Origin of the sequence: Mesorhizobium sp. M0598, assembly GCF_040320865.1 — a bacterium.
In the GTDB taxonomy this organism is placed as follows: Bacteria; Pseudomonadota; Alphaproteobacteria; order Rhizobiales; family Rhizobiaceae; genus Mesorhizobium.
In genome coordinates, this window is record NZ_JAMYQL010000020.1 from 86,783 (window position 1) to 100,084 (window position 13,302).

The following is a 13,302-nucleotide window of genomic DNA, read 5'->3' on the forward strand; positions in this document are numbered from 1 at the left end:
CGATGGCGCCACGGCCGGCTGCGAGGTTTCCAGGCCACGCCTTGACGGCGTCGAGCACGGCGCCATTCTGGAGCGGACCGAGGGCGTCGGTCGTGCCGCCACATTTCCTTGTGCTATATTTGTCCGGCACGGACGACCACGTGGCAAAGAGTGGTGCGAGAGGATGAGAGTGCCGCCACGCAGCCGTTATAGTCGTTCCTCGTTTGTGGCGTCCGTGCGCCGCTTCGGCCCTCGTGACCGCCAATGCCGAACCATTAGCTCGTAGGCACGTTCGGCATTCTCGGCCGCGGCTTTCTCGCTGTTTCGCAACTCCTTCACGTTGTAGGCGTAAGCCGAACCGCGGCGACCGACACCGCGCTCGCCCGGCGCGCCGGCCTTGAGAGCGAGCTGCCTCTGCTTTGCCGCCACCAGCGCCGGGCGAGCCCAGAAGTAGTCCTGCTCCTTTGTCAGCAGATGCCAGATCAACACGGCGAGCTTGCGGGCGAGTGCCACGGCTGCGACCTGATGGCCGCGCTTGTTACGGATGCGTAGGAAGAAGGCCCTGAGCGGTCCGGGCGCCCTCGCCGTCGCCCAGGCGGCCTCGACCAGCATGGCGCGGGCATGGGAACGACCATGTTTGCTGATCCGGCCATATTGCGCCAAGCCAAGACCGGATTGGCGCACACGCGGATTGAGGCCGAAGTAGCTCACCAGCTTCTGCGGTTCGCGAAACCGCCGGATATCGCCGACGGCGGCGATGATACCGCTCGCGACGATGGCATTGACGCCGGTGATCGTCTGAAGCCGCCGGACTTGCACATCATCAATCGCTTCCCGGGCGATGTCGCGATCGAGGTCGGCCAGATCCTCGGCCAGGCGGTCAATCTCGCGGATGTGGCGAGCGATGGCGGCCCGCTCGTCGTCGGGAAGCACCTGCCGCTCGAGCCAGGCGCGACCGCGATTGTTGAACAGATCGGCATGCGGGCACTTCGGCACTAGGTGCGCCTGCAGGATGCCATGCACCTCGTTCTTCACGCGCGTGCGATGCCGAACTACCTGGTTGCGCCGCGCGACGAGGCGGCGAAGCCGCTCGGTCCGCTCGTCAGGTACCCAGACCTCCGGCAGAAAGCCGCTGGCATGGAGCTGCGCCAGAACGCCGGCATCGATCTTGTCGGTCTTGATCCTGGCATGAGCGATCGCCTTCACCTGCATCGGGTTGGCGACAATCACCCGGCCGACATAGGGCGACAGAACCCGCACCACCGCCATGGCGTTGCCCGTAGCCTCGACGACAACCTCATCAGTCCGTCGCAAACTGCGGCCGAACCCTTCCAGTCCCGAGCGGGTCATGTCGACCCGTCCGTGATGGCGCAGCCGGCCGTCTTCCCAAACCACCACCTCCGCAAAGGTGCGGTGGATGTCCATTCCAATCACACGTCTCATCGGCTCCCTCTCCTCAACAATCGGGAGCCGGCGGGCGACGCGACACCTACGGATCCGCGCTCTCGGCGCAACCGGGCAGGTCGCAGGGGCGGCCAGCTACTAACGCGAGCTCGCAGCTCATCGAATACATCGGCCTGCCCGCACTTGGCGTGCTCCCGGTGCCCCTGTCCCGGATGGTCGCACCATACGCCGAAAATCGCTCATCTCCAGCGGGGATCGGATGGCACCGTCATGATCATACCGGTTACGAATGCAATTGAGGCGTTGAACTCCAAGCTGCGCCGCGCCGTCCGCACCCGCGGACACTTCCCGAGTGACGACGCGGCGATGAAACTGCTATATCTGGTCCTGAACCATGCGGCTGAGGAATGGAAACGACCGCCGCGCGAATGGTTCGAGGCCAAGACCCAGTTCGCCGTTGTCTTCGGCGAGAGGTTCGTCAGCCAATGACGAGACCGGCCTCGCGCACAGAATTCCTGACAGTCCCCATTCCGCGCATCGGGCCTCAATCTTGTCGTCAGCGCGATCGTCCACTGGAACACTGTCTATCGAACGGGCCGTCACCCACTTGCGCAAAATGCGTCGCGAAATTCCGGATCTCCTGCTCAAGCACATCTCGCCGCTGAGCTGGGAGCACATCAATCAGACAGGCATCTACACCTGGGATGCAGAACATCAGATGCCCGAAGGCTTCCGGTCGCTCAGACTTCCGGTTCGGCTACGCCACGCTGCATGACGTTCATGCTCTGTCCGATCTTAGCGTGTCGCTGGGAACAGTTCTTGTTCCGACCCCGGGTTGTCAGATGATCGGTTCACAGCAGGCCGCATTCGGTTGCCAAGCTGAGAGCCGTCTGAAGCCTATCAGGGGTCGGCCGGGGCGTGAAGGCGCTTGACACTCCCGGCGCCAATGTCCAGCCGCCCTCATCCATCACGACCTTCAGACGGAGGATGAACCTGCCGCGCGCCCGCGCATCCGCCAGTCCCCGTCCGACTGACCAATACACGTACTGAGCCAGCACCCAAGTTTCAAGCACATGGCGAGCGAACTCCCTCGCTGGAGCGCTCTCCCAGGCGGCCGCTTCATGCTTGGCACGGAACAGCGGCAGTCGGTCTCGTCGGTCGAAATGCTCTCCGGCGTCCGGCGCGTTGGCTATGGAGAAAGCCAACCCGTCGACGATGGCGGCGGGGAACCCGGCGCGTGAACCGTCGGCCAGAACCTCGGCCATGCGATCCATCAAGTCGGTCGGGCCGACTTCGAAAAGGTGACCGGCTTCCAGCCACGTTCCCGCAGTCCGCTGCTCAGGGGCGATTCCGGCTTCGTCGAGAAACGCTGTGACAAGCTCCTCGGTGGTCTTTGACCCGTCGTCGAGCTGCCGCAGGATCCAGCTGAAGAGCGTTTCCAAGGTCAGGCGGAACAGTTGGCGGACCTGGAGTTTCCGCCATCTCGCCGCGGTTTCTTCCAGAACGGTCGGCGGAGTGAAGCCTGAAGGCGCTCCGGCCATCGTACTACGGACGAGCCCGACGTCAGCAGTAGAAGCATTGGCGACCGCTTCCAGCATGAGACTGCCTCCCAGTCTTCTGTGCATGGGTGCCAACGTCCCGAACAGCATGTCAGCGGCTGCTTCCTTCTCGGCGTCGGTGACCGTCCCGAACGACCATGCTGCGGCCCAGCCCAGAACCTCGTCCGAACTGACGCTCACGCTGCCGAGAGTACTGAAGGCGGGATGATCGAGCCTGTCCGCAATCAGTGCCTCGAACGCGTCAAGCGCACGCTCGGCAGCAGCCGTTGGCACCAGTATTTCAGCATGGACAGGGTGCCTGTCGACCCAGCCGAGCGACTTCAGCCCGGGGCCGTAGTTCACGGCAGCCGTGAATGCCGTGGAATAGCGCCGTTCATCCCGGCGCTTCTTCCATGCCGGACCACCGAACTCGAAGTGAGTTTCACGCACGAGCGGCCCAAGAACCTGACGGCCAGGCAAATCCGCGTTGGGGTCCAGAAGGAACTGGGACCACGCGTAGATCACTTCGACGCGGTCCACGAAATCCATCAGAAGATCGACCTTGATCTTTCCGGCATCCTCCTTCTCCGCGAGGTAGCGCGCTCGGCGCCATGCCCAGGCGACGATTACGAAGGGCCGGATGTGACGGGCGACATTGTTCAGGCCCGGGAGAATCTGGTCCATCAGGTCGAAGTTGGTCTGGCGCAGCCCCAAAGGATCGACGCCGCCCAGTCTGGGGGTGGTCGGAGGTACGAAGACGGGACCTTCGGCTGCGCTGGCGGCCGATGCCAATTCGGCAAGGGAAGCTTCAGCCATTTTCAACCTTCTCCGGCCAGATCAGGACGTGACCGCAGCAGTTCCTGGCTGTCGCCACCGCTGTCGAGCGCAATTTGCCTACCTCGATCTTCGGCAGCGTGCGATGGCATTTCGGGCATGCCTCCGACCATTGCTTCATGACTTCGATCTTCTTTCTCGACCGCTCGGACTTGAACGCGTCGGTCATGATGGCGAACTCGTCCTTTGCAGCGAGGGCGAGCTCCCCATATCCGTCTGCGGGATGTCCCGCCGCGAGAGCGTCGAGGTAGGATCTGGCCTGCTCCCGATAAGTGCGGATTCCGCGCACCCGGTCCCAAAGCTCGGGGAAAGTCGCATTCTGATTCAGCACGGAATGAAAGCCGCGCGCGAGTTCGGGCAACGGGCAGTCGCCTTGCAGATCAGTTCCGATCCCAACGAGCCTCGATCGGGCGGCGCGCAGGTCGTTCTCGTCGATCCGCGTCCCGAGGAGAGTAAGGACGACTGCAGAAACCAGTTCGCGCCTGTCATCGGGAACTTCAATCCTGATCAAGCCGTCGAGCAGCCGCTGGAGCCACCCCTTTGCCCGTTGCGGGTCCGGCTGCAGCCGTTCGCAGATGTACTGCGTCAGGTCCAATGCCTGGAAAGCATGAAGCTCGACCAATCCAGGAGAAAGCATCTTGTCGAGGAACTGCTCGAACACGGCCAATGAATGGTCCACGGCCCGATCGACGGCCTGGACCTCTTCCGTGATGGCGTCGCCTTCGTCTTCGCTGTCGGCATTTCGTACTGCCCCGACTTGTTCCAGAGGCCCGCGTTTCTCCCGCAGCGCGGCGAAGACATATCCCATAAAGCGGACCCAGCCAGCTCCGCCAGCACTCGGCCGGTCCGTTCCCGGCACCGAGGCGCGAACGAGGCGCAGGTCAGAAACCGCGACCGTCTGATCCTCCGGCGACGCGCGCACTCCGGCGCCGCCGCCGCCGATCGGCATTGCGGTCTGCGTCATTCTGCGGGGGTCCTCGTGGAACCAACTCATCATGGCTGCAACGTCAGCAGGCGTCTCAGTCCCCGCCAGGATAGCCAGCAGGCGTGGTCCGAGCGGTCCGGCACCCCGTGTCATCTCCGTGAACGCGGCAAGCGAAACGAAGCCTTCAGCGACCGATCCATCGGCAGCTTCGACGCGCACCACCAGCCGTCGGCCCTTCCATGACTGAACCTCCAAGTCTGGCGCGCTGGCGGTGAACGAACCGTCGGCTGCAAGGTCGACGTCGTCTAGCTTGCGAGGCCCTTCAGTGGTGATCTGGAAGACCGAGGCCGCCCCCGTCATTGCGGGCGAAAGCACTTGGCCGGAGATGTGGTCGCCTTCGAGCACCGCGCGCAGGATGCCGATCGGTTCGCTTCCGTCGTCAGCCTCGTCGCCCGCGTTGATCAGCTGAGGCGGCGACGAGGGAACATATGTCCAGCCAACCATGCGATCCCGTTGAATCCGGGCTATGCAGGCTTCGACGTTGCGTCCCGCGCCCAAGGCGGCGGTCGAGGCGTTGGGGCTGCCGGAAACAAGCAGCCGGCCGCGTCTACATATTATTTCGAAAGCCTTCGCGTGGAGCTTGCGTGGCTTTTCTTCCTTGAGCACGTCGAGTTCGATCGCGCGTACTTCGACGGTGGTCTCGGATGGCCAGTTTGAACCGATCTTTCCCTGGACCGTGCCGCCGCTGTGTGCATGAATGAAAACATGATCAAGGCCGACGGTTTCACAAAGGCGGCCGATCGCTTTCCCGCTATCCCAGAACGGTGCCGCCGCAACCATCCTTGTCGCTCCGCCAAGGACCTCGACGGCATCGGCGATTTTGTCCGATATCGCCCCGTCCAGGCTGTGGAAGAGGCGGATGTCCCCGTTGTGGGACCGTCCGAGCGTCGACTTCCGAAGATCGTTGGCGACAAGCTCGCAATGATGGGCGGCGCCGTGGCGGATGTTGTCGGCGAGAGTCAGCAATTCGAAGAAGCCCGCAGCGTCATCGATCGCGTCGGCCGCGAAGCCCGGATGCAGATGCTCGACGACCTCGAGGTTCCCGCCCCACCCGTTGAAGGTCAGGTTCCCTGATCCAACCAACAGGTGGCATTCGTCGTCGGCGACCAAGGCGGAAAGCTTGGAATGGAAAACGCCCGTGTCGACCGAGATCGGTTCGAGCTCGTAGTCCCGCCCCACGCGCCGTGCTCCTTGCTCGCTGAGCGCTGCCCTGACTCCCTCGACATCGGCAAGGATGACCGCCTCCCGGCCACCGCCGCGCACGAGAGCGTCGAGCAGCACAGCCTCGAAGAAGGACAGGCTCAACGCGTATGTCGTGAAGACGGCACGATCCCATGGATGGGCAGATATTAGCTCAAGCGGCGATAAGGCCAACAATTCCCCCCTTGCGCGCTTGCCTGAGCCAGCAAAATACGCGCTACGCGGAGAAATAGCTCATCTGAAGCAGTGTGTCCCAAACTTCATTAGTTCGAGTAAATATAGCTTGGCCAGGGATGCGGGATCGCCCAGGTTCTCCGGCCAAGCCCCTTGACAGCCGCTCACTATTCGTTCCCGCATCAACCGTCCGCAACTCGCCCCGTACGCTGAGCCGCTTACCGCTGCCGCCATCCGTCGGCCGCGCGCGCATGCCTAGGGCCGAGGACAAGACCGTGATCCGACCCCAACTGGGGAGCTCTTCCCAGACTTTGACGAGCCTACGCCTTCCGGCTTCCCAGGCTCGGATCGCCATTGCTCTCAGCGCGGCAACGGCAACGAACCTCATTGGCCGGTGATCGAAAGGGTGCTCGGGCAATGGTCCGACAGCCGCTGATGGTCTGCAGCAACCGAAGGTGTCCAGGGAACCTGCCCGTCCGAGTTGGCCACGGCGAGATCACGGACCTTGGCCCCGAACACGAAGAACTCTATCGGCAGCATGTTGTAGTCGTCGGCGGTCGGAAGCGAGGTCGGATAAGGGTTGGACGTGTCTGCCCAGCAGAGCGACGCCTTCTTGTAGGGCGCGCGGAACAGCGCAATGTCCGGACGGTTGTCGCGGTCATGCATATCAACGGCCGGCGAGTATCCAGAGACGGCCTGCCAGACCTCGTCCTGGAAGCGGCCGGCGCCGGCATCGAGGCGCCGATTGAAGTCGCCGACCACCATCCAGGCATCGCCGGCGTTCTGTCGCGCTTCGACCCAAGCTCGCAGCGGGAACATCTGTCGACCAAGCGTGTCGCAAGCGTTCTTGGTGGGTGGGGTGGTTGACGGGTCAACCATGAACAGCCTGAAGTCAATCAGGTCGTCGAAGCACCCCGACTTCATATGGACCACGAGCGCCCGCACCGACGTCGCGCCTGCCGTTACTGTAACGTCCAGACCCCAGCGCACGTCCCGGATGATCCCGCCATCGTCCGATTTGACATTGAGCTGCGGTAGGTCAGCAGCCGTCGCCGTGATCCCGGCATCGACCCTCCAGGCTACCGCTGTATACTGGTGACGTTCAGACGCAGCGGGCTTTACCGGTGTATCACCTGCCCTGGTGCATATCGGACCCGGTGTCGCCAGTCCTTCATTGGCGGCAAACTGGCCGCTGATGCAATGAGCCCATCCATCGCTAACCGGGAACACCTCATTGATCGCCGCGGGGCTGCTCACCTCTTGGAGAAAAAAGACCGAGGCTCCGACTTTGTCTCGCCAAGCCTTCAAGTCGGCATAGTCCTGCGGCTGCCGTATGTAGTCGCCAGGGAACACCGTTACTGGGTCGCCCGCATAGAGAAGCGTCTGCACGTTCCAGTTGCCGAGTTTGAGCTCAGCAGCAGATGCGGGAACGGCGAGTGTTGAGATCGCGACTAGAAGAGCGGACAGAACTTTGTTCATGATTACCCCCTTGGAATTTGCGGAAACGTAGCTCGCCCAGATGGTTTGGTCGCTTGGCAGTTCTACAAAACATCGCCCCGAGACGCGGCGAGGACGAATGCCGCAACGGTGGTAGTCGCTGTCAGGCGGTCATGGTCACTCCGAGAGTTGGCGCGCGAAGAACTGGCGACGGGCGGAGCGCTCGGTGTCGCCGAAATAGTCCGACCACCAATCATCTGTCCGGAGCGGCTTGGGTGGGTCGTCCGCCTCCCGCCACTTCAGGGACTCGCGAAACGCATGGTGACTGTAGAGACGCATGAATTCGCCGAGATAGATGTCGGCCACCCGCTTGTTGCCAACGACGATGATCATGTTCTCGTCGTTTTGGTTGGTCGACGCGTCGCTGAAATTGGCGGAGCCGCCAACGACCACGGGATTGTCCGACATCGGGTCGATGATCATGAATTTGTTGTGCACGTATTTCACGTTACTGTTGAGACCGCTCAGGGTCTCCTTCACCCATCCGTCGATCTTGTTGGTCGCGATGAGCGAACCGATCGCGAAGGTGTTTTCCGGCATGTTGCGCAGGTCCTGGATCGCTTGCTCCTCGGAGATGCGTTCTGGGCTGCCCGTCTTGAGCGGGCGCGTTGCTTTCTCAAGCAACGCGAGGCGAAATGGCGCCGGGCTCGTGCGGTACACATCCTTGAACAGGTCGTGCATGCCGAAGGCGAAGGTCATGAAGAGGCCTTCCTGGGCGGTCATGGCGAGTTCGGCGTACCAGTGCAACGCATCGAGATTCGAGCGTGGGCTGAACACGACACTGGTTCCCGTCGGCGGCGGCATGGCAGGCAGCGGCGTGAGCTCCTCGGTCACTGGCGCGAGGTCGGCGTTCGTTGGATCGTCGTGTAGTGCGCTCCAATAGTCGAGATAGAGTTGCGCGACGTCGGGATCCTCGACGACGTGAGCGACGTTGGAATGACCGAAGATGCCGCCGTCCGAGAAATTGGTGCCGCCGGTCCAGACAGATTTGGGTTGTCCGTTCTCGAGTTTCACGATGAATTTGTTGTGCGAGATGTAGGAGGGATTCGACTTGCGCTGCTTGCAGTGGTCGCCGAGCAAGGCGCCGCCGGCCGCGTCGACCTCGATCACCGCCGCCCGGTTCGCGTCGCCGGGCTTTGCCTCGCGGCCGTCATAGATCACTTCCACATCGACGCCGCGTTCGATGGCAGCCCTCACGACCTTGAGAAAGGGCAGGTAGTGGAATTCGTAGGATGCGATGCGCAGGGAATGCGTGCCCGGCTGGGCATCGTTGACGAAGGCTTCCATCGCCTCGTAGAGGCCGCGCGATAGCCAGATCCAGCCCTGATTGTTCTGGACATCTTTGGGCAGACGATTGCCGAAGCGTGCGACATACGCCTGCGAGGCGGCAACGCCGCGATTGAAGTAAACATCGTGGTCGCCGCCTTCGGGGCTCTCGGTCTCGACCTCGATCGCAACGGCAGCGTGTGGCGCAAGAGCGGTGGGCGATCCTTTGAGGGCCGTAATCGTATAGGTGTAGCGATAGCCAGGTTTGGCGGAGTAATCCGCCCATTGAAAGCTCTGGATCGGTTGTTCGTTCGTCGGGTACTGCGCGCCAGCAGGAAACCCGGGATCGGTCTCGGCGAAGCATTTCATCGCCTCGAGGAAGTAGGCCTCATCCTCATTGTGATCCCGTCGATGGAACGAAAATCCCATCAAGTTGTCGCACTGGTCCTGCGGGAGATCGAGACCGAACGTCACCACGTAGGTCCCGGCGATGGCATTGACTTTCAGACCGCCGCTTGACTGTGTTGCTCGCATGTCGCCCCCCGTTTCGTGAAGTCAGTTGGCAATACTAGCGGCACTTTCTGCCACAATGAAGTATCCTTGGATCGACGGCTAAGCCAATATTTTGAGCGACCTGTTGAAGCGGACTCGCGCAGCCGATAGTTTGGCTAAATTGCACGACCGGTCTTGCTCCCTTCACTAAATTCCGACCACGAGCGCACCGCCGCTAAGGCCTGCGCCCGCCGCCGCAAGCAGAATCTTTTCGCCCTGTCGGAAAGGCTGCATCTGATGGGCCAGCGACAGGGAGAGCGGGATGGTCGCGGCGGAGGAATTGCCGTAGTCGGCGATCGTCTTGACGACCGCACCATCAGCAATGCCGAGGCTCCTCCCGACCGCATCAAAATGCGGGCATTGGCCTGATGCGGCACAAACCGACCGATGTCCTGCGGCCGTATCCCGGCCGCGGCGAGTGCGTCCTGCGAGCAGGCAGTCATCATCTCGACAGCCTTGGCGAACACTTCGCGGCCGTCGGTCATCGTCATCCGGGTCTGTCCGATGTCAAGGTCGCGATGGAATGGCGTGCTGCTTCCGCCCGCCGGGATCTGGATCAGCGCGTAGCGCGAACCGTCCGAATCCACCGAAGCGCCGAGAATGCCTTGATCGGGCTCCTCGCCGGGACCAATCACCAGGGCGCCCGCGGCATCGGCGAAAAGGACCGAGCTTGCGCGCTCGGCTGGATTGATGCGGCGGCTGAGGATGTTGGCGGCGATGACCAGTGCTGGTTTGCCGTGCAGGCGGGTGAATCCATCCGCGAACATCAGCGCATAGATGAAGCCGGCGCAGGCGCCAGCGAGGTCGACCGCGCCTGCGCGGCCAAGGCCGAGCTTGTGCGCGACCAGAGGCGCACTTGGCGGCAGTAGGTGGTCGGGTGTTGAGGTGGCAAGCAACAGCAGGCCGACGTCGCTGCGGTCGATGCCGGCGCTCATCAGCGCCATGTCGCCGGCATGCGTGGCCAAGCCAGACAGCGTGTCTTCGTCCGTTGCCCAGAAGCGCGAACGAATTCCGGTGCGCTGCTCGATCCAGCCGGGTTCGAGGCCGAGATTGCTCTCGATCTCCGCATTCATCACTCTTCGCGCGGGCGCATGATGGCCAAACCCGAGAATGCGCGACGACCTGCTCATGGCCTCGAACCAAAGCGTTCGCCGGCCTCCTTGATCGCGTCATGGAGCCGATCGAGCTCGTCGCCGGTGACGCAATAGGGCGGCAGGAGATAAAGGACATTGCCGAGCGGGCGCACAAGCAGGCCGAGCTCGAGGAAAAATGCCCGCAGCTTAGGCCCGATCTCGGCCAGATAGCCGGCAGAGCCGGCGCGCAGGTCGAGAGCCAGGATCGTGCCGGTCGCCCGGCTGTCGGTGAAGTTGGCATTATCGCGAAAGCGCCGAAGGCCGGCGGCCTGTCTCTCGCTCAAGGCCGCGATCCGCTTGGCCACCGGCTCGTCACGCCAGATCTCGACATTGGCGAGTGCTGCCGCGCAGGCAATCGGATTGGCCATGTAGGAACTCGAGTGGAAAAACGTCTTCTTGCGATCCGCCGAATAATGAGCCTGGAAGATCGCATCGGTGGCAAGCGTGGCCGCCAGCGGGATCACGCCGCCAGTTAAGCCTTTGGAGGTGCACAGGATATCTGGAGAAACCGATGCCTGCTCGCAGGCGAACATGCTCCCGGTGCGGCCCCAGCCGGTCATCACCTCGTCGGCAATCAGCAGCGTGCCGGAGGCTTCGGCAATCTTCTTCAATCCGGTCAGAACCGAGGCCGGATACATCCGCATGCCGCCGGCGCCAAGCACGAGCGGTTCGACGATCAGCGCGGCGGCGCGCCGGTCGCGGCTGACGGCCTCGAATCTATCCAGCGTTGCCTGCTCGCGGCCGGCGGCCGGGAAGGGAATGGTGTCGACCTCGAACAGCAAGGGTCCGTAGGCGGCGTTGAACACGCCACGAGCACCGACGCTCATCGTGCCGATCGTGTCGCCATGATAGCTGTGCTCCATGACGACGATGCGCGAGCGCGGCGCGCCGATGTTGCGGAAATAGCCGAGCGCCATCTTCAGCGCGACTTCGACAGAGGTCGAGCCGCTGTCGGAATAGAACACCCAGTCGAGTCCGGAGGGAGCGAGACCGACAAGCGCCTTGGCCAGGCGTTCGGCCGGTTCGTGCGTGAAGCCCGCAAAGATGATCTGATCGAGGCTCGACGCGGTCGTCTCGATGGCCTTCATGATGCGGGGATGGCGGTGGCCGTGGGTGACGACCCACCAGGAGGAAATGGCGTCCAGGATGCGGGAGCCGTCGGCCTTGTGGAGGTAGGCGCCTTCCGTCCGGACGATTTCAGGGATCGCCGGCTCGAGCGCATGCTGGGTGAACGGATGCCAGACTTTAGACTGCGACATCACTCGCCTCCCGCAATCAGGGCGAGGTCGAATCCGGCAACCATCGCCTCACTCAGGGTCTTGCTCGTCAGCGGATCGAGGTGCGGCAGCCTGCCGAGTTGCGGCACGCCGCTGAATTCCACGATTGTCCTTTGCGTGTCTGCCACCTCGTCGCCGATGAAAGCGATGCCGATGGCATGCACTCGGTGCAGTCAACTTCGAGCACCTGAAGCGCTACATCAACGCAGCCAGTGATGCGGCTAAGGACTTCCATCAGGTCCTCGCACGTGTGAGAAACCTAACCGGCCGGGCCACGGACGGGCGAGACTACGCGGAGTTCGAGCATCCGATACTCGACCGAGATCGTGCCGACGGGCCGCCGAGGGGCGAGCGCTCATCAAACAGCACTCTCCTGTGGCGGACTCGCACCAAGACCGACATCGCCAAGCAGCGGCGCTCGGGCGAGGGCGACGATCCAGCGAAGGCGTCGTTCTTCCTCTACACGGTCCGCGCCGGTGAGCGCCTCGGCGTCGACCTCCGCGCGATCACGCGTGTCCCAGACTTGCTGATCCTCGATCTGACCCGCAACGCACGCAACCGGCTTGGGTGGGACTGGGTGGACGAGTGGCGAGAGCACCACGACCTTCTTCTCGACGAGGACGGCATCAGCCTGCTCTACTTCCTGACGGGCGGCGGCAAGTCGGAGGCGTTCTACGGCACGCTGCTGTTCGCGATGTTCCTCGACCGCCTGCGCGGGAAGGACCGCGGCATCACCGCGATGATCCGCTACCCCTTGCGCCTCCTTACGCTCCAACAGGCGCAACGGCTCCTGAAGCTGATCGTGCGCGCCGAGCTGGTCCGCAAGCGGCATGGCGTCGGGAACTGGCCGTTCGAGATGGGCTTCTGGGTTGGCAGCCAGAACACGCCGAACCACTACCGCGACTTCAGGGGAGACATCCCGCTGGCCGCCGATCCCGACCATCCCGACGACGAGGGCCTCGACGGCGAGACCGGTGACGGCCAGGAACGCGATCGCGGCCGCCGCTACGTCGAGGCGCGCGAGGCCTACAACAAGATTCCGGACTGCCCCATCTGTGGTGAGCCCACCGGCCTTCGGCGCGACGAGAGCGACGGGAATTATGGCCGCCGCGTAGCGATCCTGTGCTTCAACGACCGGTGCGACTGGAACCGCGAGCATGGCGGGCGCCACCCACTACCCTTCCTGCTTACCGACGACGCGATCTACGCGCGCGCCCCGGCCATCGTGCTCGGTATCGTCGATAAGCTGGCGATGCTCGGCCAGAACACCGGCACCATCAGCAAGGTGCTCGGCATGTTCGGCCTCGCGCGCCGGATCGACGAGCGCGGCAACCTGGACAACCCACGCAGCGAAGCCGACCTGAAGCGTGACCCTGCGGCCGACCACTGCGCCAACGTCTTCCCCGCCTATTCGGACGGGGAGCGCGTATTCCGCGACCCATCCCCCTCGCTGATCATCCAGC

The 13,302-nt window shown here is 63.1% G+C and carries 9 protein-coding genes and 4 pseudogenes; 3 read left to right on the plus strand and 10 right to left on the minus strand.

Translation table 11 applies throughout. From position 1 onward, the window contains the following. Nucleotides 1-186 precede the first annotated feature (186 nt). Nucleotides 187-1,404 (minus strand): IS110 family RNA-guided transposase, encoded by a 1,218-nt coding sequence (locus tag NKI59_RS22720; protein ID WP_352707073.1) that lies wholly within the window; start codon nucleotides 1,402-1,404, stop codon nucleotides 187-189. 252 nt (nucleotides 1,405-1,656) lie between these two features. Between NKI59_RS22720 and NKI59_RS22725 the strand changes: the two are divergent. Together NKI59_RS22725 and NKI59_RS35150 are read left to right on the plus strand one after the other, a co-directional pair. Next, a pseudogene (locus NKI59_RS22725) lies at nucleotides 1,657-1,872 on the plus strand (transposase); the annotation flags it as partial. A 39-nt stretch (nucleotides 1,873-1,911) separates the two neighbouring features. Further along, nucleotides 1,912-2,158, plus strand: a pseudogene (locus NKI59_RS35150) (Tn3 family transposase); the annotation flags it as partial. Nucleotides 2,159-2,234: 76 nt separating this feature from the next. Here the strand turns inward: NKI59_RS35150 and NKI59_RS22735 are convergent. From NKI59_RS22735 to NKI59_RS22750, 4 genes are all read right to left on the minus strand, one after another. After that, entirely contained in the window at nucleotides 2,235-3,737 is a 1,503-nt protein-coding gene (locus tag NKI59_RS22735; RefSeq protein WP_352707024.1) for a septum formation inhibitor-activating ATPase, read from the minus strand. After that, complete coding sequence (locus NKI59_RS22740; protein ID WP_352707026.1) at nucleotides 3,730-6,045, minus strand: phospholipase D-like domain-containing protein; 2,316 nt, start codon at nucleotides 6,043-6,045, stop codon at nucleotides 3,730-3,732. Before NKI59_RS22740 ends, NKI59_RS22735 begins: the two co-directional genes overlap by 8 nt. Before the next feature lie 453 nt (nucleotides 6,046-6,498). Beyond that, nucleotides 6,499-7,593 carry an endonuclease/exonuclease/phosphatase family protein gene (locus tag NKI59_RS22745; protein ID WP_352707029.1) on the minus strand — a complete coding sequence of 365 codons (1,095 nt, stop codon included), beginning with the start codon at nucleotides 7,591-7,593 and terminating at the stop codon, nucleotides 6,499-6,501. A gap of 135 nt (nucleotides 7,594-7,728) precedes the next feature. After that, nucleotides 7,729-8,898, minus strand: coding sequence for a phospholipase D-like domain-containing protein (locus NKI59_RS22750; protein ID WP_352707031.1), 1,170 nt, complete (start codon nucleotides 8,896-8,898; stop codon nucleotides 7,729-7,731). A 126-nt stretch (nucleotides 8,899-9,024) separates the two neighbouring features. Here NKI59_RS22750 and NKI59_RS22755 point away from each other — a divergent pair, with 126 nt between their 5' ends. Next, nucleotides 9,025-9,396, plus strand: a complete 372-nt coding sequence (locus tag NKI59_RS22755; protein ID WP_352707033.1) for a hypothetical protein — start codon at nucleotides 9,025-9,027, stop codon at nucleotides 9,394-9,396. A 180-nt stretch (nucleotides 9,397-9,576) separates the two neighbouring features. Here the strand turns inward: NKI59_RS22755 and bioZ are convergent. The 5 genes and pseudogenes from bioZ to NKI59_RS22780 form a co-directional block, all read right to left on the minus strand. Beyond that, nucleotides 9,577-10,559, minus strand: a pseudogene (bioZ, locus tag NKI59_RS22760) (3-oxopimeloyl-[acyl-carrier-protein] synthase BioZ). Then, nucleotides 10,556-11,821 carry an adenosylmethionine--8-amino-7-oxononanoate transaminase gene (locus NKI59_RS22765; protein ID WP_352707036.1) on the minus strand — a complete coding sequence of 422 codons (1,266 nt, stop codon included), beginning with the start codon at nucleotides 11,819-11,821 and terminating at the stop codon, nucleotides 10,556-10,558. The pseudogene bioZ and the gene NKI59_RS22765 overlap by 4 nt, the downstream one beginning before the upstream one ends. Then, a pseudogene (locus NKI59_RS22770) lies at nucleotides 11,821-11,994 on the minus strand (dethiobiotin synthase); the annotation flags it as partial. The gene NKI59_RS22765 and the pseudogene NKI59_RS22770, both read right to left, overlap by 1 nt. A 203-nt stretch (nucleotides 11,995-12,197) precedes the next feature. Further along, nucleotides 12,198-13,010, minus strand: coding sequence for a hypothetical protein (locus NKI59_RS22775; protein ID WP_352707039.1), 813 nt, complete (start codon nucleotides 13,008-13,010; stop codon nucleotides 12,198-12,200). Between the two features lie 3 nt (nucleotides 13,011-13,013). Continuing rightward, nucleotides 13,014-13,226 carry a hypothetical protein gene (locus NKI59_RS22780; RefSeq protein WP_352707041.1) on the minus strand — a complete coding sequence of 71 codons (213 nt, stop codon included), beginning with the start codon at nucleotides 13,224-13,226 and terminating at the stop codon, nucleotides 13,014-13,016. Between the last annotated feature and the right edge of the window lie 76 nt (nucleotides 13,227-13,302).

Excerpts from the sequence above, each read along its gene's own strand:
- NKI59_RS22720 (WP_352707073.1), bottom strand. The coding sequence starts at position 1,404 with ATGGACATCCACCGCACCTTTGCGGAGGTGGTGGTTTGGGAAGACGGC.
- NKI59_RS22735 (WP_352707024.1), bottom strand. The coding sequence starts at position 3,737 with ATGGCTGAAGCTTCCCTTGCCGAATTGGCATCGGCCGCCAGCGCAGCC.
- NKI59_RS22745 (WP_352707029.1), bottom strand. The coding sequence starts at position 7,593 with ATGAACAAAGTTCTGTCCGCTCTTCTAGTCGCGATCTCAACACTCGCC.
- NKI59_RS22750 (WP_352707031.1), bottom strand. The coding sequence starts at position 8,898 with ATGGAAGCCTTCGTCAACGATGCCCAGCCGGGCACGCATTCCCTGCGC.
- NKI59_RS22765 (WP_352707036.1), bottom strand. The coding sequence starts at position 11,821 with ATGTCGCAGTCTAAAGTCTGGCATCCGTTCACCCAGCATGCGCTCGAG.